General features: G+C 54.0%; 27 protein-coding genes and 2 pseudogenes. 27 read left to right on the forward strand and 2 right to left on the reverse strand.

Translation table 11 applies throughout. The features are described 5' to 3' along the window. Positions 1-5 precede the first annotated feature (5 nt). The 19 genes and pseudogenes from J4614_RS19290 to J4614_RS22205 form a co-directional block, all read left to right on the forward strand. The gene (locus tag J4614_RS19290) at positions 6-1064 is read left to right on the forward strand and encodes a phage major capsid protein, P2 family (RefSeq protein ID WP_000742510.1); all 1059 of its coding nucleotides are present in this window, start codon (positions 6-8) and stop codon (positions 1062-1064) included. A gap of 3 nt (positions 1065-1067) precedes the next feature. After that, on the forward strand, positions 1068-1718 hold the full coding sequence (locus J4614_RS19295; RefSeq protein WP_042099595.1) for a terminase endonuclease subunit: 651 nt from the start codon (positions 1068-1070) through the stop codon (positions 1716-1718). Between the two features lie 95 nt (positions 1719-1813). Next, complete coding sequence (locus tag J4614_RS19300; protein WP_000673529.1) at positions 1814-2278, forward strand: head completion/stabilization protein; 465 nt, start codon at positions 1814-1816, stop codon at positions 2276-2278. Continuing rightward, positions 2278-2481: a tail protein X gene (locus J4614_RS19305; RefSeq protein ID WP_061548814.1), complete on the forward strand. Its 204-nt coding sequence runs from the start codon at positions 2278-2280 to the stop codon at positions 2479-2481. The genes J4614_RS19300 and J4614_RS19305 overlap by 1 nt, the downstream gene beginning before the upstream one ends. A gap of 3 nt (positions 2482-2484) precedes the next feature. Continuing rightward, positions 2485-2700 carry an HP1 family phage holin gene (locus tag J4614_RS19310; RefSeq protein WP_000171568.1) on the forward strand — a complete coding sequence of 72 codons (216 nt, stop codon included), beginning with the start codon at positions 2485-2487 and terminating at the stop codon, positions 2698-2700. Further along, positions 2681-3193 (forward strand): lysozyme, encoded by a 513-nt coding sequence (locus tag J4614_RS19315; protein ID WP_001069909.1) that lies wholly within the window; start codon positions 2681-2683, stop codon positions 3191-3193. Before J4614_RS19310 ends, J4614_RS19315 begins: the two co-directional genes overlap by 20 nt. Before the next feature lies 1 nt (position 3194). Beyond that, positions 3195-3572 (forward strand): DNZ54_00345 family protein, encoded by a 378-nt coding sequence (locus tag J4614_RS19320; RefSeq protein ID WP_094888616.1) that lies wholly within the window; start codon positions 3195-3197, stop codon positions 3570-3572. After that, positions 3569-3997 carry an Rz-like lysis system protein LysB gene (gene lysB / locus J4614_RS19325; RefSeq protein ID WP_094888617.1) on the forward strand — a complete coding sequence of 143 codons (429 nt, stop codon included), beginning with the start codon at positions 3569-3571 and terminating at the stop codon, positions 3995-3997. Before J4614_RS19320 ends, lysB begins: the two co-directional genes overlap by 4 nt. Further along, positions 3882-4130 carry an Rz1-like lysis system protein LysC gene (gene lysC, locus J4614_RS22200; RefSeq protein WP_237118421.1) on the forward strand — a complete coding sequence of 83 codons (249 nt, stop codon included), beginning with the start codon at positions 3882-3884 and terminating at the stop codon, positions 4128-4130. Before lysB ends, lysC begins: the two co-directional genes overlap by 116 nt. Beyond that, complete coding sequence (locus J4614_RS19330) at positions 4093-4524, forward strand: phage tail protein (RefSeq protein ID WP_138020018.1); 432 nt, start codon at positions 4093-4095, stop codon at positions 4522-4524. The genes lysC and J4614_RS19330 overlap by 38 nt, the downstream gene beginning before the upstream one ends. Then, positions 4517-4963, forward strand: coding sequence for a phage virion morphogenesis protein (locus J4614_RS19335; protein WP_021823677.1), 447 nt, complete (start codon positions 4517-4519; stop codon positions 4961-4963). The genes J4614_RS19330 and J4614_RS19335 overlap by 8 nt, the downstream gene beginning before the upstream one ends. A 68-nt stretch (positions 4964-5031) precedes the next feature. Continuing rightward, a complete protein-coding gene (locus J4614_RS19340; protein WP_094888622.1) occupies positions 5032-5610 on the forward strand; it encodes a phage baseplate assembly protein V in 579 nt (192 codons plus the stop codon). Continuing rightward, positions 5607-5966: a GPW/gp25 family protein gene (locus J4614_RS19345; RefSeq protein ID WP_094888624.1), complete on the forward strand. Its 360-nt coding sequence runs from the start codon at positions 5607-5609 to the stop codon at positions 5964-5966. The genes J4614_RS19340 and J4614_RS19345 overlap by 4 nt, the downstream gene beginning before the upstream one ends. Further along, positions 5953-6861, forward strand: a complete 909-nt coding sequence (locus J4614_RS19350) for a baseplate assembly protein (protein ID WP_094888625.1) — start codon at positions 5953-5955, stop codon at positions 6859-6861. The genes J4614_RS19345 and J4614_RS19350 overlap by 14 nt, the downstream gene beginning before the upstream one ends. Continuing rightward, positions 6854-7459: a phage tail protein I gene (locus tag J4614_RS19355; RefSeq protein ID WP_094888627.1), complete on the forward strand. Its 606-nt coding sequence runs from the start codon at positions 6854-6856 to the stop codon at positions 7457-7459. The genes J4614_RS19350 and J4614_RS19355 overlap by 8 nt, the downstream gene beginning before the upstream one ends. After that, positions 7456-8790, forward strand: a complete 1335-nt coding sequence (locus J4614_RS19360; protein ID WP_154807310.1) for a phage tail protein — start codon at positions 7456-7458, stop codon at positions 8788-8790. The genes J4614_RS19355 and J4614_RS19360 overlap by 4 nt, the downstream gene beginning before the upstream one ends. Before the next feature lie 2 nt (positions 8791-8792). Next, positions 8793-9221, forward strand: coding sequence for a tail fiber assembly protein (locus J4614_RS19365; RefSeq protein ID WP_154807311.1), 429 nt, complete (start codon positions 8793-8795; stop codon positions 9219-9221). A gap of 122 nt (positions 9222-9343) precedes the next feature. Further along, complete coding sequence (locus J4614_RS19370; RefSeq protein ID WP_094888820.1) at positions 9344-10549, forward strand: acyltransferase; 1206 nt, start codon at positions 9344-9346, stop codon at positions 10547-10549. Between the two features lie 159 nt (positions 10550-10708). Then, positions 10709-10834, forward strand: a pseudogene (locus J4614_RS22205) (tail fiber assembly protein); the annotation flags it as partial. Here J4614_RS22205 and J4614_RS19375 read toward each other — a convergent pair. Continuing rightward, positions 10787-11200 (reverse strand): annotated as a pseudogene (locus tag J4614_RS19375) (tail fiber assembly protein); the annotation flags it as partial. The pseudogenes J4614_RS22205 and J4614_RS19375 overlap by 48 nt on opposite strands. A gap of 2 nt (positions 11201-11202) precedes the next feature. Next, positions 11203-11514: a hypothetical protein gene (locus J4614_RS19380; protein WP_196214712.1), complete on the reverse strand. Its 312-nt coding sequence runs from the start codon at positions 11512-11514 to the stop codon at positions 11203-11205. A gap of 204 nt (positions 11515-11718) precedes the next feature. Between J4614_RS19380 and J4614_RS19390 the strand changes: the two genes are divergently transcribed. From J4614_RS19390 to J4614_RS19425, 8 genes are all read left to right on the forward strand, one after another. Beyond that, positions 11719-12891 (forward strand): phage tail sheath protein, encoded by a 1173-nt coding sequence (locus J4614_RS19390; protein WP_094888788.1) that lies wholly within the window; start codon positions 11719-11721, stop codon positions 12889-12891. Between the two features lie 9 nt (positions 12892-12900). Continuing rightward, positions 12901-13416 carry a phage major tail tube protein gene (locus J4614_RS19395; RefSeq protein ID WP_138020077.1) on the forward strand — a complete coding sequence of 172 codons (516 nt, stop codon included), beginning with the start codon at positions 12901-12903 and terminating at the stop codon, positions 13414-13416. 54 nt (positions 13417-13470) lie between these two features. Then, complete coding sequence (locus tag J4614_RS19400; protein ID WP_019077474.1) at positions 13471-13773, forward strand: phage tail assembly protein; 303 nt, start codon at positions 13471-13473, stop codon at positions 13771-13773. Between the two features lie 14 nt (positions 13774-13787). Further along, positions 13788-13907, forward strand: a complete 120-nt coding sequence (locus J4614_RS19405) for a GpE family phage tail protein (RefSeq protein ID WP_001397628.1) — start codon at positions 13788-13790, stop codon at positions 13905-13907. Further along, complete coding sequence (locus tag J4614_RS19410; RefSeq protein ID WP_208293291.1) at positions 13900-16965, forward strand: phage tail tape measure protein; 3066 nt, start codon at positions 13900-13902, stop codon at positions 16963-16965. The genes J4614_RS19405 and J4614_RS19410 overlap by 8 nt, the downstream gene beginning before the upstream one ends. Further along, positions 16962-17447: a phage tail protein gene (locus tag J4614_RS19415; RefSeq protein WP_208293292.1), complete on the forward strand. Its 486-nt coding sequence runs from the start codon at positions 16962-16964 to the stop codon at positions 17445-17447. The genes J4614_RS19410 and J4614_RS19415 overlap by 4 nt, the downstream gene beginning before the upstream one ends. Further along, on the forward strand, positions 17444-18544 hold the full coding sequence (locus J4614_RS19420) for a phage late control D family protein (protein WP_208293293.1): 1101 nt from the start codon (positions 17444-17446) through the stop codon (positions 18542-18544). Before J4614_RS19415 ends, J4614_RS19420 begins: the two co-directional genes overlap by 4 nt. 67 nt (positions 18545-18611) lie before the next feature. Next, the gene (locus tag J4614_RS19425) at positions 18612-18830 is read left to right on the forward strand and encodes an ogr/Delta-like zinc finger family protein (protein ID WP_058215518.1); all 219 of its coding nucleotides are present in this window, start codon (positions 18612-18614) and stop codon (positions 18828-18830) included. Positions 18831-18942 lie beyond the last annotated feature (112 nt).

Here is an 18942-nt window from a genome sequence, read left to right on the forward strand (position 1 = left end):
ACCTGATGAAGAAGAATACCCGCTTTGCTTTTAACGCTTACCTGCAGCAACTGGCGCGTCTGAACGGTGTGGCAGTTGAGGAACTGTCCAGCAAGTTCACCGTAGAGCCGTCTGTGCAGCAGACGCTGGAAGACCAGATCCAGCAGTCCGCCGCTTTCCTGACGCTGATTAACGTCACGCCAGTGACTGAGCAGTCTGGTCAGTTGCTGGGGCTGGGTGTTGGCAGCACCATTGCCGGAACCACTGACACCACCGCGAAAGAGCGTGAACCTGTCGATCCGACGCTGATGGTCGATGTGGAATACAAATGCGAGCAGACCAACTTTGACACGGTGCTGACCTACGCGAAGCTGGACCTGTGGGCGAAGTTTCAGGATTTTCAGGTGCGTATCCGTGACGCCATCGTGAAACGTCAGGCACTGGACCGCATCATGATCGGCTTTAACGGCGTGAAGCGTGCGAAAACCTCCAACCGTAGCGAAAACCCGCTGCTGCAGGATGTGAACAAAGGCTGGCTGCAGAAAATCCGTGAGGATGCACCGGATCACGTCATGGGCAGCACCACCACGGGCGGTGAAACCACACCGGGTGCGGTGAAAGTCGGGAAAGGTGGCGAATATGCCAACCTGGACGCCGTGGTGATGGATGCCGTCAATGAGCTTATCGACGTGGTCTACCAAGACGATGACGATCTGGTGGTGATTTGCGGTCGTGAACTGCTGTCTGACAAGTATTTCCCGCTGGTTAACAAAGAGCAGGAAAACAGTGAAAAACTGGCTGCCGATATGATCATCAGCCAGAAACGCATGGGTGGCCTGCAGGCCGTGCGTGCGCCGTTCTTCCCGCCGAATGCGCTGCTGATCACCCGTCTGGATAACCTGTCCATCTACTGGCAGGAAGACACCCGCCGCCGTTCAGTTATCGACAACCCGAAACGTGACCGGATTGAAAACTTTGAATCCGTTAACGAAGCCTATGTGGTTGAGGACTACCGCTGCGCTGCACTGGTGGAAAACATCCAGATTGGCGACTTCAGCGCCGCTGCAGCAGAAGCCGGAGCGTAATCCATGAGCCTGAGTCCCGCACGGCAGCATCGCCTGCGCGTTCAGGCTGAACAGGCCGCCCGCGAGGGCGGCAGTGTTCGCCACGCGTCGGGCTATGACCTGATGCTGCTGCAACTGGCGGAAGACCGCCGTCGTCTCAAGGGCGTTCAGTCCACGGTGAAAAAAGCGGAAATCAAAGTGGAGCTGCTGCCGAAGTACGCCGCCTGGGCGGAGGGTGTCCTGGCTGCCGGAGGCGCTCAACAGGATGACGTGCTGATGTACGTGATGCTGTGGCGCATTGATGCCGGAGATTATGCCGGGGCGCTGGAGATCGGGCGTCATGCCCTGCGTCATGGCTGGGTGATGCCGCTGGGTAATCGCAACGTGCAGACCGTGCTGGCAGAGGAAATGGCAGACGCCGCACAGAGCGCAATGCTTGCCGCCACCGGCTTTGATGTCGATCTGTTGCTGCAGACGCTGGAGCTGACAGACGGTCTGGATATGCCGGACCAGTCACGGGCGCGTCTGCATAAAGCGATTGGCGCGGTCCTGAGTGAAGGCAATCCAGCGTCTGCCCTTAATCATCTCAACCATGCGTTACAGCTCGATCCCCGCTGTGGCGTGAAAAAAGACAAACAGCAGCTGGAGCGCAGACTGCGCAATGACAGCCGCTGACAGAACGTGCCCCCGCGCACGGGCGGCACGGGGTGGCGAAAGGCACTGCCACATCAAAACCCCGTCCACCGCCCTTTATTTCAGGAGAAAGCAGCATGAAGTTTGTTGCGCCAGAACAGGCACCGGAACAGGCGGAAATCATCAGAAATACGCCGTTCTGGCCTGATGTGGACCTGTCGGAGTTTCGCAGTGTCATGCGCACTGACGGCACGGTGACGCAGCCGCGTTTAAAGCAGGTTGCGCTGTCGGCAATTTCGGAGGTCAACGCAGAGCTGTATGAGTTTCGCAGACGTCAGCAGATGCTGGGGTATGTGTCGCTGGCTGAGGTTCCGGCGGAACAGCTGGACGGCAAAAGTGAGCGCATTCAGCACTATTTCAACGCGGTTTACTGCTGGGCACGCGCCATGCTCAACGAACGATACCAGGACTATGACGCCACGGCATCCGGTGTGAAGCGAGGCGAGGAACTGGCGGAAGCCAGCGGTGATTTGTGGCGTGACGCCCGCTGGGCCATCAGCCGGGTGCAGGATGCGCCGCACTGCACAGTGGAGCTTATCTGATGAAAGTGTGTGCGCATCAGTATGACACGGTGGACGCGCTTTGCTGGCGTCATTACGGGCGCACGCAGGGTGTCACGGAGCAGGTACTGAAGGCAAATCCGGGGCTTGCCGAATATGGCCCCTTTTTACCTCACGGGCTGCAGGTGGAGCTGCCGGACATTCCGACCACCACCACCGTGCAGACCGTCCAGCTATGGGACTGAATTATGACGCTTGAGCGAATCAGCGCCTTTATCACGTACTGCATCGCCGTTGTGCTGGCCTGGCTGGGCGATTTGTCCATCAAGGATGCCTCAACGCTGGGCGGCCTGATGATTGGTGTGCTGATGCTGGCTATCAACTGGTACTACAAACACAAAGCCTACCAGCTTCTGCGCGACGGGCAGATCTCGCGGGAGGACTATGAATCCATCAATCGTTAAACGCTGCCTTGTCGGGGCCGTGCTGGCTATTGCTGCCACGCTGCCGGGTTTTCAGCAGCTTCACACCTCCGTGGAGGGGCTGAAACTGATTGCCGATTACGAAGGCTGTCGTCTGCAGCCGTATCAGTGCAGCGCGGGTGTCTGGACCGACGGCATTGGTAATACATCGGGCGTCATTCCCGGCAAAACAATCACGGAACGACAGGCAGCAGAAGGGCTGATCTCCAACGTGCTGCGTGTGGAGCGGGCACTGGAAAGGTGTGTGAAGCAACAGCCACCACAGAAGGTGTATGACGCTACGGTGTCGTTTGCCTTCAACGTGGGGACGGGCAATGCCTGTAGTTCCACGCTGGTGAAATTGCTCAATCAGCGGCGCTGGGCGGATGCGTGCCGACAGTTGCCGCGCTGGGTTTATGTAAAAGGTGTGTTTAATCAGGGGCTGGATAACCGCCGTGCGCGGGAGATGGCCTGGTGTTTACAGGGAGCAAACTGAAATGAAAAAGAAATTAATCAGCGGACTATTTCTGATGTTATGGATGGCGCTGTTAATCGCAGCAATGGTGTATCCGCAGGGGATTTTTCCGGTACTGGCAGCGTCCGGCGTTTGGGTAGCCTGTTTGCTGACATGGGCGGTAATTCCGGTAGCACTGGCTGCGTTAATTAAGAATGGCCCGCTCTGGCAGGAGTTAAGGGCATCTTTGCTGAAGACAATTACCCGAAAAGAAAACGTATTTATCACCTGGGTGATGCGATTGCTGATTGTTGTAAGTCTCGCCTGGACGGGGTGGGCTATTACCCTGGTCTTTTATCTGCTGACCGTTATTGCCTTCTGGATCACCCATAATCAGATGGCGCAACAGGTAGCAGCATGAACCGGTTGCTGCTGGTTGTGCTGGCGTTATTACTGGCGGCGCTGGGCTGGCAGACGTGGCGGCTGGCTGATGCCAGCCAGACCATCAGCACGCAGGCAGACGAGCTGCAGAGCAAAAGCCAGGCACTGGCAAAGAGCAACAGCCAGCTTATCAGCCTGTCCATTCTGACTGAAACCAATAACCGGGAGCAGGCGCGGCTCTATGCCGAAGCAGAACAGACCAGCGCGCTGCTGAGACAACGACAACACCGGATCGAGGAACTGAAACGTGAGAACGAGGATTTACGCCGCTGGGCTGATACTCCTTTGCCTGCTGACATTATCCGGCTGCGGGAACGTCCGACGCTCACCGGAGGTGCAGCTTACCGTCAGTGGTTGTCCGCGAGTGACGCCGTGTCGGCTGGATCAGTCAGCGCCGCGCACTAACGGTGATCTGAACGCGTTGCTGGATGAAACGGAGGCCGCCTGGGCGGTCTGTGCAGACAAAGTGGACATGATTATTGCGTGTCAGGAGCGAAACAGTGAACAAACCACAATCCCTGCGCCACGCCCTCAATAAAGCGGTGCCTTATGTCCGCAATAACCCGGACAAACTGCATCTGTTTGTGGATAACGGTTCGCTGGTTGCCACGGGGGCCAGCTCCATGTCGTGGGAGTACCGTTACACCCTGAACGTGGTGATAGAGGATTTCAGCGGCGACCCGAATCTGCTGATGGCCCCGGTTTTACTGTGGCTGCGGGATAACCAGCCCGATGCCATCAATAACCCGGCGTTACGGGAAAAGCTATTCACCTTTGAGGTGGATATTCTGCGCAACGATGTCTGTGATATCAGCCTTAACCTGCAACTGACGGAACGTGTGCTGGTCAGTACTGACGGCAGTGTGTCGAGTGTTGAAGCTGTAGCGGAACCCGATGAACCTGAAGAAATGTGGACGGTGAAACGTGGCTGAATTGCAGAAGGTGGACGACTGGCTGAGTGCCTTGCTGGCGAATCTGGAGCCAGCTGCAAGAAGCCGTATGATGCGTCAGCTGGCGCAGGAACTGCGCCGGACACAGCAGCAGAATATCAGGATGCAGCGCAACCCTGATGGCAGCAGCTATGAACCGCGACGGGTAACAGCACGCAGTAAAAAGGGGCGCATCAAACGTCAGATGTTTGCAAAGCTGCGTACCACAAAATACCTGAGAACTGCCGCCAGCTCTGATTCTGCCAGCGTACAGTTTGAAGGTAAGGTGCAGCGTATTGCCCGTGTTCATCACTACGGCCTGCGCGATCGCGTCAGTCGCAAAGGACCGGAGGTCCGCTATGCAGAGCGCCGCCTGCTGGGTGTAAATGATGATGTTGAGGCAATGACCCGCGACATGATTCTGCAATGGCTGGCGGGATGATCTTTGTATCAGCACTGATACAAGTTGCAGCACTGCCGCCTTTCTTCCCCTGATGGCAACCTTTCCCTATGAACGCACAATTAACCGAAATCATGCGCCTTATCACCAATCTGATCCGCACAGGTGTAGTCACCGAAGTGGACCGGGAAAACTGGCTTTGTCGGGTGAAAACGGGCGACCTTGAAACCAACTGGATTAACTGGCTGACGCTGCGCGCGGGTAATGCCCGCACATGGTGGAAACCATCGGAAGGTGAGCAGGTGGTGCTGCTGAGTCTGGGCGGCAATCTGGAGACTGCCTTTGCGCTGCCCGCTGTCTATTCGAATCAGTTCGCACCACCGTCGACGTCGGCGGACGCCTGCGTGACAGAACATCCTGACGGTGGCTGGTTTGAATACGAACCCGCCACCGGGCGCTGGTATGTCAGGGGCATCAAATCCATGGTCATTGAGGCTGCCGACAACATCACCCTGAAAACCAGTGAGTTTGTGCTGGAGGCTGACCGCACGCGTATTAACAGCGAAGTAGTGATCAATGGTGGCGTTACCCAGGGCGGCGGTGCAATGAGTTCTAACGGAATTGTGGTTGATGCACATCAGCATACAGGTGTTCTGAAAGGCGGCGCTAACACGGGAGGTCCGGTATGACATTGTATATCGGTATGAGCAGGAATGACGGGCAGGCCATTGCAGATACGGACCATCTGCGCCAGTCGGTGCGGGATATTCTGCTGACGCCGCAGGGCAGCCGTCTTGCCCGCAGGGAATATGGCTCCCTGCTGTCTGCCCTGATTGACCAGCCACAGAGCCCGGCGCTACGCCTGCAGATTATGTCTGCGGTCTATGTGGCGCTGAACCGCTGGGAGCCGCGCCTCACACTGGACTCCATCATCATCAACGGCAATTTTGACGGCTCTATGGTGGTTGAACTTACAGGGCACAGCAATAACGGCGCGCCGGTTTCCCTTTCTGTATCAACAGGAGCAGACAATGGCAGTTATTGACCTTTCCCGGCTACCGCCGCCGCAGATTGTGGACGTGCCGGACTTTGAGGCATTGCTGGCAGAACGTAAGGCCGCCTTTGTGGCCCTTCATCCGGCTGATGAACAGGAGGCCGTTATGCGCACGTTAGCGCTGGAGTCAGAACCTGTCACCAAACTGCTGCAGGAAAATACTTACCGCGAAATCCTGCTGCGCCAGCGAATTAATGAGGCTGCGCAGGCGGTCATGGTGGCCTATTCCACGGGAAATGACCTTGAGCAACTGGCAGGCAACTGCAACGTGAAGCGCCTGACGGTAGTCCCTGCCGATAATGACGCAGTGCCGCCGGTCGCCGCAGTGATGGAAAGTGATGAAGCATTACGCCAGCGCATTCCTGCAGCATTTGAGGGGCTGTCCGTTGCAGGGCCGACGGGAGCCTATGAGTTCCACGCCAGAAGCGCCGACGGGCGGGTGGCTGATGCCAGCGCAACCAGTCCGGCACCGGCAGAGGTGGTGCTTACCGTACTGAGCCGCGAGGGTGACGGTACGGCAGGGGCTGACCTGCTGGCAGTGGTTGAGCAGGCGCTTAACAGTGAAAAGGTTCGCCCGGTGGCAGACCGCCTGACGGTGCGCAGCGCTGAAATTATTCCGTACAGCGTGGACGCAACGATCTTCCTTTATCCGGGGCCGGAGGCTGAGCCGGTGATGGCAGAAGCAAAAGCCAGTCTGCAGAAATACATCGCCAGTCAGACGCGGCTGGGACGTGATATCCGCCGCAGCGCCATTTATGCCGCGTTGCATGTGGAGGGCGTCCAGCGTGTGGAGCTGACGTCCCCGCTGGGTGATGTGGTGCTGGATAAGACGCAGGCGGCATCCTGTACTGAATGGAGCGTCACCAACGGGGGCACAGATGAATAGCCTGTTGCCGCCGGGTTCGTCGCCGCTTGAGCGCCGACTGGCGCAGACCTGCAGCGGGATTTCCGATCTGCAGGTATTACTGCGGGATTTGTGGAACCCTGCAACCTGCCCGATCAGATTTCTGCCTTATCTGGCCTGGGCGTTTTCTGTTGACCGCTGGGATGAGGGCTGGACAGAAAGCGTCAAGCGCCGCGTTGTGCAGGACGCGTTTTATATCCATCAGCACAAGGGGACAACCAGCTCCGTGCGGCGTGTGGTGGAGCCGTTCGGCTTTCTGATCCGCATCATTGAGTGGTGGCAGACTGGCGAAACACCAGGGACGTTTCGTCTGGATATTGGCGTGCAGGACCAGGGCATAACAGAAGAAACCTATCTGGAGCTGGAGCGCCTGATCGGTGATGCCAAACCGTGCAGCCGTCATCTGGTTGGCATGTCCATCAACCTGCAGACAGGCGGCCCGTATTTTGTGGGGGCAGCCACTTATACCGGCGAAGAAATCACGATCTACCCGTATATAAACGAAACCATTATTTCCGGCGGCACCGCTTATGAGGGCGGCGCGGTCCATGTTATTGACACGATGAGAGTGAACCCATGAGCGCAAAATTTTATACCCTGCTGACGGATATCGGCGCGGCGAAACTGGCAAGCGCCGCCGCGCTCGGTGTCCCGTTGAAAATTACCCAGATGGCGGTGGGCGACGGTGGCGGAGTGCTGCCGACTCCAAGCGCACAGCAGACAGCGCTGGTTGCTGAAAAACGCCGCGCTTCCCTCAATATGCTGTACATCGATCCGCAGAACAGCAGCCAGATTATTGCTGAACAGGTGATCCCCGAAACTGAGGGCGGTTGGTGGATTCGTGAGGTTGGTTTGTTTGATGACACCGGCGCGCTGATTGCCGTGGGCAACTGCCCGGAGAGTTACAAGCCGCAACTGGCGGAAGGGAGCGGGCGCACGCAGACCGTGCGCATGGTGCTGATTACCAGCAGCACCGATAATATTACCCTGAAAATTGACCCGGCAGTGGTGCTGGCAACCCGCAAGTATGTGGATGACAAGGTGCTGGAGTTGAAGGTGTATGTGGATGAGCTGATGGCAAAACACCTTGCCGAAGCAGACCCTCATACCCAATACGCACCTAAAGAAAGCCCTACGCTGACGGGCACGCCGAAAGCGCCAACGGCACTAGCTGGGAACAATTCAACGCAGATTGCCAACACTGCGTTTGTGCAGGATGTGGTCACTGCGCTAAATAACGCGCTGGCGCTGAAAGCTCCGCTTGCAAGTCCGGCGCTGACCGGAACGCCGACAGCTCCCACTGCAGCACAGACGGTCAACAATACGCAGGTTGCCACCACGGCATTTGTTAAATCAGCAATCGCGGCGCTGGTTGCATCATCTCCGGCGGCGCTGGACACGCTGAATGAGCTGGCTGAAGCGTTGGGTAATGATCCTAACTTTGCCACCACCATGACAAATGCGCTGGCAGGCAAACAGCCGCTGGATGCCACGCTGACAAGCCTCAGTGGCAAAAGTATTTCAGACCTTCTCCAATACCTTCAATTGGGAGAGGCGGCAAAAAGGGCCGTCGGGACGGGTGCAAATCAGATACCGGATATGAGCAACTTTGAGTTTCAAAATGAGCTGAATGGTGGTTATGTACGATTTCCTCAGAACTGGATGCTGCAATGGAAGAGAGTCTCTATTCCTGCTGCGTCTGGCATTACAGGGGCGACAACATCGGCAAACTATCTAATCCCGTTCACATCAACGGTTATAGGCTCATGGGCCAACGTTGAAAGCCGCACCATTAACGTTGCAGCCAGTCCGTTTGTCAGTGCATCAAATAACAATTTGTCCTCGTTTCTGGCAACCAGCACATATACATCCAGCTCACTGGATGTAATGGTGTATTCAATAGGGCGTTAATTATGAAATTTTTATGGTCACCCGCAAACCTGTCATTTTTTCCCGAGACCCTAATGCAGGAATATATCGATGCTGGCTGGGATTTATCAGATGCCATTGTAATCAGCGATAACGTAAGAGCGGAATTCGGTGGTGTATGGCCGCAGGGGAAGATTCTCTCCAGCGTGAATGGAATGCCGGCCTGGGCTGACATCCCACCACCGACGAAAGAAGAATTAATGCAGTCGGCTGAATATGAACGCCAGCGGCGCATTGATGCTGCCAACGATTTCATGAACAGTAAGCAATGGCCAGGTAAGGTGGCAATTGGTCGGCTGAAAGGTGACGAGCTGGTGCAGTATAATTTCTGGCTAGATTATCTCGATGAGGTGACAGCTGTCGATACCAGCACAGCACCAGATATTAGCTGGCCTCCGGTGCCAACCACGTAACATGTCAACAGGCAGCAACAACGTCTGCGTGAACAACCTGTTAGTGAAACTGCAATAATTTGTGGAAATCATGAGAGTGCCAATATATCATATGTAATGGTCTATTTTTTTTTGGTTTTTTTATGATAACTTATAACACAATTGTTTACATAGCTTTAATATTTATTATATCTTCATTTTTTGTATCTAGATTGTTTCATGGTTACATATCACAAGAATTGGTTAAAGATCATAAATTTAAAGAAATTGATGGATTGAGAGGGGTTGCTGCTATAGGTGTTTTTATTCATCATTCATTCTATGTATATGAACAAAGTATAAGCGGAGATTGGAATATCTATCGTGGAGGGCATGGGGAAGTCGTTAATACCTTGTATAATATTATAATTAATGCTGGCCCTGTTGCAGTGGCTATATTTTTTATGATAACTGGTTTTTTATTTTTTGATAAATTAATTAGTAGTAAAGGAAGTTTATCTCCAAGGGAATTTTTTATCAAGAGAATATATCGAATCGCGCCCATGTATTACTTTGCTGTTGCTGCTGCATTCTTGGCTTCAAGTGTTTATGGGTTAAGCAGGGTTGATGATATATGGGGTTATCTTTCATTGAGGTTAGGATGGTTCACATTCAACTTGTTTCCATACGAAGGATTTACTGATCATGTTAAATATGGGCGGATAACCGCGGGTGTATTCTGGACTCTTGCTATAGAATGGAAGTTCTATTTAATACTTCCATTGCTGACGGTGTTTTGTGGGGGCTTGATATCTGCTTCTGTATTTGTACTTGTATCAACGTTGTTTATAACATATTTGTTTTGTTTTGGAGTTATAAACCCACATGACTCTTCTCTTTTGCTGTGTTTTATGGCAGGGATGTTTTCGGCGTGCTTAAGAAATTATAACAATAGTACTGTGAGTAATATATTGAAATCGTGGATTGTGGGTGTTTTTTCTGTGTATCTAATTTGCATAGCTATAATTAAATATCCTGATGTATACAATCCATATGTTATTGTTTATTACTTTCTGTTCTTTATTTGTGTTTCAAATGGCAATACGCTATTGGGAGTTATGCGTTTCACTCCGCTAAGATTTATCGGATTGATAAGTTATAGCATATATTTGATGCATGGAATAATCTTGAATCTTTCTGTTCATTTTATGGGTAATTCATTTGGCTATAAGTCAATGGTTTTTACGGCTATACCAATTACCATATTTATCTGCACGACAACATACATTTTTATTGAGAGGAAATTTAGTTACGCGTCCAAGTCTAATATGGTGACTCGTATTACAGCGAGTAAAATTCATGAACAATGAAATTCTCGATGACATTATCATTCATCTCCGTGGATTTTGAGTGCCCGAGTGCCATTGTTGCATAAAATTGAATGTTAAGGAGACACTAGGTATTCTGGAAATAATGTTGTTAGGACATCCTGCACCAATAGCTTGTTGCACCGCATTACCCTTAGAAAATTATGGCTAAATTATCTTGATGCGCTGGAGTCAGTAGATACCTCCAGTGCTCCAGATATTGAATGGCCTATACCTCCGGGGGACAGGCCAGTTAATATTCTCTGGGTCGGTTGTCACATCAACTGACCTAACCTCGTTCTTATAAGCCATCCACGCTGACAGTTTAGCCCTGTTGGCGTCGCTGATTTCACCCAGCATCAACTCCGTACGCCAGTCGAGCATCACACCATCAGCGTGAGAAAGAAGCTGCTGACGTTCATATTCGGCGGCCTGAATTAATTCTTCTTTCGTCGGTGGTGGGATGTCAGCCCAGGCCGGCATTCCATTCACGCTGGAGAGAATCTTCCCCTGCGGCCATACACCACCGAATTCCGCTCTTACGTTATCGCTGATTACAATGGCATCTGATAAATCCCAGCCAGCATCGATATATTCCTGCATTAGGGTCTCGGGAAAAAATGACAGGTTTGCGGGTGACCATAAAAATTTCATAATTAACGCCCTATTGAATACACCATTACATCCAGTGAGCTGGATGTATATGTGCTGGTTGCCAGAAACGAGGACAAATTGTTATTTGATGCACTGACAAACGGACTGGCTGCAACGTTAATGGTGCGGTTTTCAACGTTGGCCCATGAGCCTATAACCGTTGATGTGAACGGGATTAGATAGTTTGCCGATGTTGTCGCCCCTGTAATGCCAGACGCAGCAGGAATAGAGACTCTCTTCCATTGCAGCATCCAGTTCTGAGGAAATCGTACATAACCACCATTCAGCTCATTTTGAAACTCAAAGTTGCTCATATCCGGTATCTGATTTGCACCCGTCCCGACGGCCCTTTTTGCCGCCTCTCCCAATTGAACCTTTCAAAGAATTTAAATGCGCTGCTAACGATCATTTTTCGTCAATATCAATTGTGCTATTTCCCACACATAGCCCGGCGCGTGCGCCGCGCGCATATCAACCAGAACATAGGCACACCACCTGTAAACCGGAGAGACTGCCTTATGGCTCAGGATTACCACCACGGGGTGCGCGTTGTTGAAGTCAACGAGGGCACCCGAACTATTACCACGGTGAGCACTGCCATCGTGGGCATGGTCTGCACCGGCGATGATGCTGATGCGTCCATGTTTCCCCTCAATAAGCCGGTTCTGCTGACCGATGTTCTGACTGCCAGCGGTAAGGCGGGCGAGTCCGGCACGTTGGCCCGTTCGCTGGATGCGATTGCAGACCAGGCTAAACCCGTGACGGTTGTTGTGCGCGTGGCGCAGGGCGAAACCGAAGCGGAAACCACCTCCAATATTATCGGTGGCGTCACGTCCGATGGTAAAAAAACGGGTATGAAAGCGCTGCTTTCTGCGCAGTCGCAGCTGAAAGTTAAGCCGCGCATTCTCGGTGTTCCGGGGCACGACACGCAGGCGGTTGCCACTGAGCTGATGAGTGTTGCGCAGAGACTGCGCGGGTTTGCCTACCTGTCTGCCTATGGCTGTAAGACGGTGGAGGAAGCCATTGCTTACCGGGACAATTTCAGCCAGCGAGAGGGGATGCTGATCTGGCCTGATTTCATCAACTTTGACACCGTGCTAAAAGCCGATGCGACGGCTTACGCCTCCGCACGTGCGCTCGGGCTGCGCGCCAAAATCGACGAACAGACCGGATGGCACAAAACCCTGTCCAACGTGGGTGTGAATGGCGTCACCGGTATTTCCGCTGATGTGTTCTGGGATCTGCAGGACCCGGCAACGGATGCGGGCCTGCTGAACCAGAACGACGTCACCACGCTGATCTGTAAAGACGGGTTCCGCTTCTGGGGTTCCCGCTGCCTCAGTGACGATCCCTTGTTTGCGTTTGAGAACTACACCCGCACGGCGCAGGTGCTGGCTGACACGATTGCAGAGGGGCATATGTGGGCGGTGGATAAGCCACTGAATCCGTCACTGGCCCGCGACATTATCGAAGGTATCCGCGCCAAATTACGCAGCCTGGTGAATCAGGGATACCTCATCGGGGCGGACTGCTGGCTGGATGAGTCAGTGAACGATAAAGACTCCCTGAAAGCCGGGAAACTCACCATCGACTACGACTACACGCCTGTGCCGCCACTTGAAAATCTGATGCTGCGCCAGCGCATCACCGATCGCTACCTGGTCGATTTTGCCAGCCGTGTCAGTGCATAAGGGGGATACATGGCATTACCACGCAAGCTAAAACACCTGAACCTGTTCAACGACGGGAACAACTGGCAGGGGATCGTTGAGTCCCTGACCCTGCCGAAATTCACCCGCAAGTTTGAGAAGTATCGCGGCGGCGGTATGCCGGGCGCGGTGGATGTGGATATGGGGCTGGATGACGGCGCACTGGACACGGAATTTTCAATCGGCGGCACCGAACTGTTGTTATTCAAGCAGATGGGCAAGGCAGCCGTTGATGGCATCCAGCTGCGTTTCACCGGCTCTATTCAGCGTGACGATACCGGCGAAGTTCAGGCCATTGAGCTGGTTGTGCGCGGGCGTCATAAAGAAGTGGATTCCGGCGAGTGGAAAACCGGAGAGAGCAGCACCACCAAAGTCAGCAGCACCAACAGCTACGCGAAGCTGACCATTAACGGCGAAGTGCTCTATGAGGTTGATCTGGTCAACATGATTGAAATCGTTGACGGCGTGGACCTGATGGAAGCACACCGTAACGCCCTTGGCCTCTGATTTAACTTAACGGCGCGGTGATCCGCGCCAGTATCTGATTAACAGGAAACGAACATGAGCGACAAGCTGACTGAAAAAACCGTACAACTGGATACGCCAGTCATGCGCGGTAAAACCCAAATCACCGAAATTGTGCTGCGTAAGCCGCAGTCCGGTGCGCTGCGCGGCACCCGCCTGCAGGCCATTATGGATATGGACGTGGGGGCCATGATGACAGTGATCCCGCGTATTTCCACCCCGACGCTGACCGCACAGGAAATGGCTGAACTGGACCCCGCCGATCTCACCGCGCTGTCGGTCGAGGTGGTGACTTTTTTGTTGAAGAAGTCGGTGCTTGCCGGTTTACCGACAGCCTGACGATTGATGACCTGGTGGCGGATATCGCCACCATCTTTCACTGGTCGCCGTCCATCACTGACGTTATGCCGCTGACTGAGGTGCTGGAGTGGCGGCACAAAGCGATTCAGAGAAGCGGGGCCAGCGATGAGTGACAATAACCTGCGTCTGCAGGTGATTCTGAATGCGGTTGACAAACTCACCCGCCCATTTCGATCCGCGCAGGCCAGCTCGAGGGAGCTGGCTGCTGTGCTTCAAACCACCCGGAACAGCCTGAAAGAACTGAATAAACAGGCCGGGCGTATTGATGAATTCCGTAAAACCAGGTCACAGCTTGCTATTACTGCAAAAAATCTCAACGCCGCACGCGAAGAAGCCGCAAAACTTGCCACTCAGTTTGCTGCAACAAACCGCCCAACCGCTGCGCAGGCCAAGTTATTTAGCCAGGCGAAAACCCGCGTACAGGAACTGCAGCAGACATACAACGGTCTGTTGGGTTCGGTACAAAGACAGCGGCAGGCGCTGAAAGAATCTGGGATAGATACTAAACAGCTAAGTAGCGCACAGCGGGAACTGCGGAAAAATGCAGATGAAACAAGGCAGGCTCTGGAACGTCAGCAGAAATCCATGAAACGTCTGGGCGAACAGCAGGCAAAAATGAATGCTGCCCGTGAGCAATATTCCCGACGCCTTGAGGTGCGGGATCGCATCGCCGGGGCAGGGGCTACCACTACGGCTGCGGGGGTGGCAATGGGCGCACCTGTTGTGGCGGCAGTTAAGAGCTACGCCAGCATGGAAGATGCCATGAAAGGCGTGGCAAAACAGATGAATGGCCTGCGCGACGATAACGGGAATCGCACGAAACAATATTATGACATGCAGGATGCCATCAAGGCCGCCAGTGAACAGCTGCCGATGGAGAACGGCGCTATAGACTATGCCGCGCTGGTTGAAGGTGGTGCTCGCATGGGGGTGACCAATCAGGACGATCCTTACGAAGAGCAGAAACGTGACCTGCTGGCTTTTGCATCCACGGCGTCAAAAGCGGCAACGGCCTTTGAGCTGCCCGCAGATGAACTGGCAGAAGGGCTGGGGAAAATCGCGCAGCTCTATAAAGTGCCGACGCGCAATATTGAACAACTGGGCGATGCGCTGAACTACCTGGACGATAACGCCATGTCAAAGGGTGGGGACATTATCAACGTCCTGCAGCGTATGGGTGGCGTGGCTGACCGCCTTGACTTCCGAAAGGCCGCGGCGCTGGGTTCAACATTCCTTTCTCTTGGGGCTGCCCCGGAAATCGCCGCCAGCGCCTCTAATGCCATGGTGCGTGAACTGTCCATTGCCACCATGCAAAGTAAACGATTTTTTGAAGGCATGAATCTGTTGCAACTCAATCCGGCGGAGATTGAAAAGCAGATGACCACCGATGCCATGGGCACAATTCAGCGGGTTCTGGAGAAGGTCAACAATCTGCCGCCGGATAAACGCCTGTCAGCCATGACAATGATTTTTGGCAAAGAGTTTGGCGATGATGCGGCAAAGCTGGCTAACAACCTGCCGGAGCTGCAGCGCCAGCTGAAACTCACATCAGGCAGTGGTGCTAATGGCTCCATGCAGAAAGAATCCGACATTAACAAGGATTCATTGTCTGCGCAGTGGTTGCTGGTTAAGACGGGCGCGCAAAACGCTTTCAGCAGCCTGGGGGAAACGCTGCGCCAGCCGCTGATGGATATTATGGGCATGGTTAAGCGCGTGACCGGGGCGTTGCGTCGCTGGGTTGAGCAGAATCCCGTGCTGGCTGGCACGCTGATGAAAGTGGCGGCAGCTACGGCGGCTGTCACTGTCGGGCTGGGTACACTTGCCGTGGCAGTGGCTGCTGTGCTGGGGCCGATTGCGGTGATTCGGTTTGGCCTGTCTGTGCTGGGTGTAAAAACATTACCTTCCGTTGCTGCAGCGGTAACACGTACTGGCGGTGCCCTGTCATGGCTGGCAGGTGCGCCACTTTCCCTGTTGCGTCGGGGTATGGCGTCATCCGGTGGCAGTGTCGGGTTGCTGAGTGCCCCGCTTAATTCCCTGCGTCGCTCAGCCGGAATAGCGGGTAATGCACTGAAAACGGTGGCAGGTGCGCCGCTTGCCGTGTTCCGTGCCGGTATGTCAGGCATCCGTAATATTATCGGTATGGTGATGAACCCGCTGGCGGTGTTGCGGGGTGGGCTGACAGCTACCGGTGGCGTGTTGCGTTTTCTTGTTTCTGGTTCGCTGGCATTACTTCGCGGCGCGCTGTTTGGTATTTCCGGCCTGCTGGGTGCGCTGCTCAGTCCGATAGGGCTGGTTGTGGCTGCGCTGGCGGGTGTGGCGCTGGTTGTGTGGAAATACTGGCAGCCCATCAGTGCATTTCTGGGGGGCGTGGTGGAAGGGTTCAAAGCCGCTGCTGCGCCCATCAGCGCCGCCTTTGAGCCGCTCAGACCCGTGTTTCAGTGGATTGGTGACAGGGTGCAGGCCTTGTGGGGCTGGTTCAGTGATTTACTTACCCCGGTTAAATCCACTTCCGAAGAACTGAACAGCGCAGCTGCAATGGGGCGCCGGTTTGGTGAGGCGCTGGCGGAAGGTCTGAATAGGGTGATGCACCCACTTGAGTCACTTAAATCCGGTGTGTCATGGCTGCTGGAAAAGCTCGGTATTGTCAGTAAGGAGGCGGCAAAGGCGAAATTACCTGCGCAGGTTACGCAGCAGCAGTCCGCCACAGTGAACAGTGACGGCAAAGTGGTGCTGCCGCCAGGCGGGTTCCCGGCTTACGCGGGGATGTACGACACGGGCGGGATCATTCCACGCGGGCAGTTTGGCATTGTCGGAGAAAATGGCCCTGAAATTGTGAACGGACCGGCAAATGTTACCAGCAGGCGGCGTACTGCTGCGCTGGCCTCTGTCGTTGCTGGCGTGATGGGGGTAGCTGCGACACCTGCAGAAGCGGTTCCGCTTCATCCGTTCAGTTTGCCTGCGAGGGCATACCAGCCGCAGCCAGTGAAGGCTGACAGCCCGCCGCCGGTTATTCGTTATGAGATAAATGCGCCCATTCATATCGTCGCGCAGCCTGGACAGAACGCGCAGGATATTGCCCGTGAAGTGGCACGCCAGCTTGACGAGCGGGAGCGCCGGGCCAGGGCAAAAGCGCGCAGCAATTTCAGCGATCAGGGGGGGTATGAATCATGATGATGGTACTGGGTTTATATGTATTTATGCTGCGCACTGTCCCTTATCAGGAACTGCAGTATCAGCGCAGCTGGCGACACGCCGCCAACAGCCGGGTGAACTGCCGTCCGTCAACGCAGTTTCTTGGCCCGGATAACGATTCACTGACACTGTCCGGGGTTCTGCTGCCGGAAGTGACCGGAGGCAGGCTGTCATTACTGGCGCTTGAACAAATGGCTGAACTGGGCAAGGCATGGCCTTTGATTGAAGGCAGTGGAACCATTTACGGCATGTTTGTTATTGAGAGTCTGAGCCAGACAAAGACGGAGTTTTTTGCCAGCGGAATGCCCAGGCGCATTGAGTTTACGATCACCCTCAAACGGGTTGATGAGTCGCTCTCTGACATGTTCGGGAGCCTGAGTGACCAGCTCAGCAACCTGCAGGATTCTGCAGCCTCTGCGATTGGAGGTATCAAAAACACGGTTGGAGGATTGCTGCAGTGAACGTTAATTCTGATCTTCTGAATCTGAACAGCAAAAGCCCGGCTTTCAGTATCGTCATTGAAGGTAAGGACGTGACGACCGTGCTGGATACCCGCCTGATGAGTCTGACACTGACGGATAACCGGGGCTTTGAAGCGGACCAGCTTGATCTGGAGCTGGACGACGCCGACGGGCTGATCGCCCTGCCGCGACGTGGGGCTGTGATTCAGCTGGCGCTGGGCTGGAAAGGCCAGCCGCTTTTCCCTAAAGGGGCTTTTACCGTAGATGAAATTGAACACAGCGGTGCCCCTGACCGGCTGACCATCAGGGCGCGTAGCGCAGATTTCCGTGAAACCCTCAATACACGGCGCGAAAAATCATGGCATCAGACAACGGTGGGGGAGGTGGTAAAGGAAATCGCCGCCCGGCATAACCTCAAAGTGGCGCTGGGTAAAGACCTGACGGATAAGGCGCTGGATCATATGGACCAGACCAATGAAAGCGATGCAAGTTTTCTGATGAAACTGGCGAGGCAGTATGGGGCGATTGCTTCCGTTAAAGACGGGAACCTGCTATTTATTCGGCAGGGACAGGGAAGAACGGCAAGCGGCAAGCCGCTGCCGGTTATCACCATCACGCGCAAAGCCGGTGACGGTCATCGGTTCACCCTTGCTGATCGTGGTGCCTATACCGGTGTTATTGCCAGCTGGTTGCATACGCGTGAACCCAGGAAAAAAGAGACAACCCGTGTTAAGCGTCGCCGAAAGAAAACCACCACACCCAAAGAGCCGGAAGCAAAACAGGGAGATTATCTGGTGGGAACGGATGAAAACGTGTTGGTTCTTAATCGTACCTACGCCAACCGGAGCAATGCAGAGCGCGCAGCAAAAATGCAGTGGGAACGCCTGCAGCGCGGGGTTGCTTCATTTTCCCTGCAGCTCGCTGAGGGGCGTGCTGATCTCTATACGGAAATGCCGGTAAAGGTGACGGGGTTTAAGCAGCCGATCGATGATGCAGAATGGACCATTACCACCCTGACGCATTCTGTCAGCCCGGATAATGGATTTACAACCAGCATGGAGCTTGAAGTAAAGATTGATGATTTAGAAATGGAATGAATTTGTTCACAAAATGGATGCGTAGTGTATCATTATGTGATTGCAGGAATTGGTGGGGGAAACGGATATGATGAATTGTCCAAAATGTGGACATGCGGCGCATACTCGTAGCAGCTTTCGGGTATCTGATAACACTAAGGAGCGTTACTGCCAGTGCCAGAATATTAATTGTGGCACCACCTTTGTCACACATGAAACGGTGGTGCGCTTTATTGTCACCCCTGGACTAATCGATCACGCTCCGCCACACCCATTAAACAGTGGTCAAGGCCACATGAATTTCTAACAAGAAACCCGCCTCGGCGGGTTTTTTATTGGAGGCAGTAAAAATTCTGCTGCCATTTTGCTGCCAATTAGGTTCTATTAAATAAAAAAGCCACTCGCTAGAGTGGCTTAAT

Origin of the sequence: Salmonella sp. 32031103-2018-00083-FB-01-SM-01 (assembly GCF_017571995.1) — a bacterium.
Taxonomy (GTDB): domain Bacteria; phylum Pseudomonadota; class Gammaproteobacteria; order Enterobacterales; family Enterobacteriaceae; genus Salmonella; species Salmonella enterica.

What these genes read in the sequence shown, in the direction of transcription:
- J4614_RS19300 (WP_000673529.1), top strand. Translation starts at nt 1,814, where the DNA reads ATGAAGTTTGTTGCGCCAGAACAGGCACCGGAACAGGCGGAAATCATC.
- J4614_RS19365 (WP_154807311.1), top strand. Translation starts at nt 8,793, where the DNA reads ATGAAATTTTTATGGTCACCCGCAAACCTGTCATTTTTTCCCGAGACC.
- J4614_RS19410 (WP_208293291.1), top strand. Translation starts at nt 13,900, where the DNA reads ATGAGTGACAATAACCTGCGTCTGCAGGTGATTCTGAATGCGGTTGAC.
- J4614_RS19305 (WP_061548814.1), top strand. Translation starts at nt 2,278, where the DNA reads ATGAAAGTGTGTGCGCATCAGTATGACACGGTGGACGCGCTTTGCTGG.
- J4614_RS19355 (WP_094888627.1), top strand. Translation starts at nt 6,854, where the DNA reads ATGAATAGCCTGTTGCCGCCGGGTTCGTCGCCGCTTGAGCGCCGACTG.
- J4614_RS19360 (WP_154807310.1), top strand. Translation starts at nt 7,456, where the DNA reads ATGAGCGCAAAATTTTATACCCTGCTGACGGATATCGGCGCGGCGAAA.
- J4614_RS19290 (WP_000742510.1), top strand. Translation starts at nt 6, where the DNA reads ATGAAGAAGAATACCCGCTTTGCTTTTAACGCTTACCTGCAGCAACTG.
- J4614_RS19425 (WP_058215518.1), top strand. Translation starts at nt 18,612, where the DNA reads ATGATGAATTGTCCAAAATGTGGACATGCGGCGCATACTCGTAGCAGC.
- J4614_RS19415 (WP_208293292.1), top strand. Translation starts at nt 16,962, where the DNA reads ATGATGATGGTACTGGGTTTATATGTATTTATGCTGCGCACTGTCCCT.
- J4614_RS19310 (WP_000171568.1), top strand. Translation starts at nt 2,485, where the DNA reads ATGACGCTTGAGCGAATCAGCGCCTTTATCACGTACTGCATCGCCGTT.
- J4614_RS19340 (WP_094888622.1), top strand. Translation starts at nt 5,032, where the DNA reads ATGAACGCACAATTAACCGAAATCATGCGCCTTATCACCAATCTGATC.
- J4614_RS19320 (WP_094888616.1), top strand. Translation starts at nt 3,195, where the DNA reads ATGAAAAAGAAATTAATCAGCGGACTATTTCTGATGTTATGGATGGCG.
- J4614_RS19295 (WP_042099595.1), top strand. Translation starts at nt 1,068, where the DNA reads ATGAGCCTGAGTCCCGCACGGCAGCATCGCCTGCGCGTTCAGGCTGAA.
- J4614_RS19390 (WP_094888788.1), top strand. Translation starts at nt 11,719, where the DNA reads ATGGCTCAGGATTACCACCACGGGGTGCGCGTTGTTGAAGTCAACGAG.
- lysB (WP_094888617.1), top strand. Translation starts at nt 3,569, where the DNA reads ATGAACCGGTTGCTGCTGGTTGTGCTGGCGTTATTACTGGCGGCGCTG.
- J4614_RS19350 (WP_094888625.1), top strand. Translation starts at nt 5,953, where the DNA reads ATGGCAGTTATTGACCTTTCCCGGCTACCGCCGCCGCAGATTGTGGAC.
- J4614_RS19400 (WP_019077474.1), top strand. Translation starts at nt 13,471, where the DNA reads ATGAGCGACAAGCTGACTGAAAAAACCGTACAACTGGATACGCCAGTC.
- J4614_RS19315 (WP_001069909.1), top strand. Translation starts at nt 2,681, where the DNA reads ATGAATCCATCAATCGTTAAACGCTGCCTTGTCGGGGCCGTGCTGGCT.
- J4614_RS19370 (WP_094888820.1), top strand. Translation starts at nt 9,344, where the DNA reads ATGATAACTTATAACACAATTGTTTACATAGCTTTAATATTTATTATA.
- J4614_RS19380 (WP_196214712.1), bottom strand. Translation starts at nt 11,514, where the DNA reads ATGAGCAACTTTGAGTTTCAAAATGAGCTGAATGGTGGTTATGTACGA.
- J4614_RS19395 (WP_138020077.1), top strand. Translation starts at nt 12,901, where the DNA reads ATGGCATTACCACGCAAGCTAAAACACCTGAACCTGTTCAACGACGGG.
- J4614_RS19345 (WP_094888624.1), top strand. Translation starts at nt 5,607, where the DNA reads ATGACATTGTATATCGGTATGAGCAGGAATGACGGGCAGGCCATTGCA.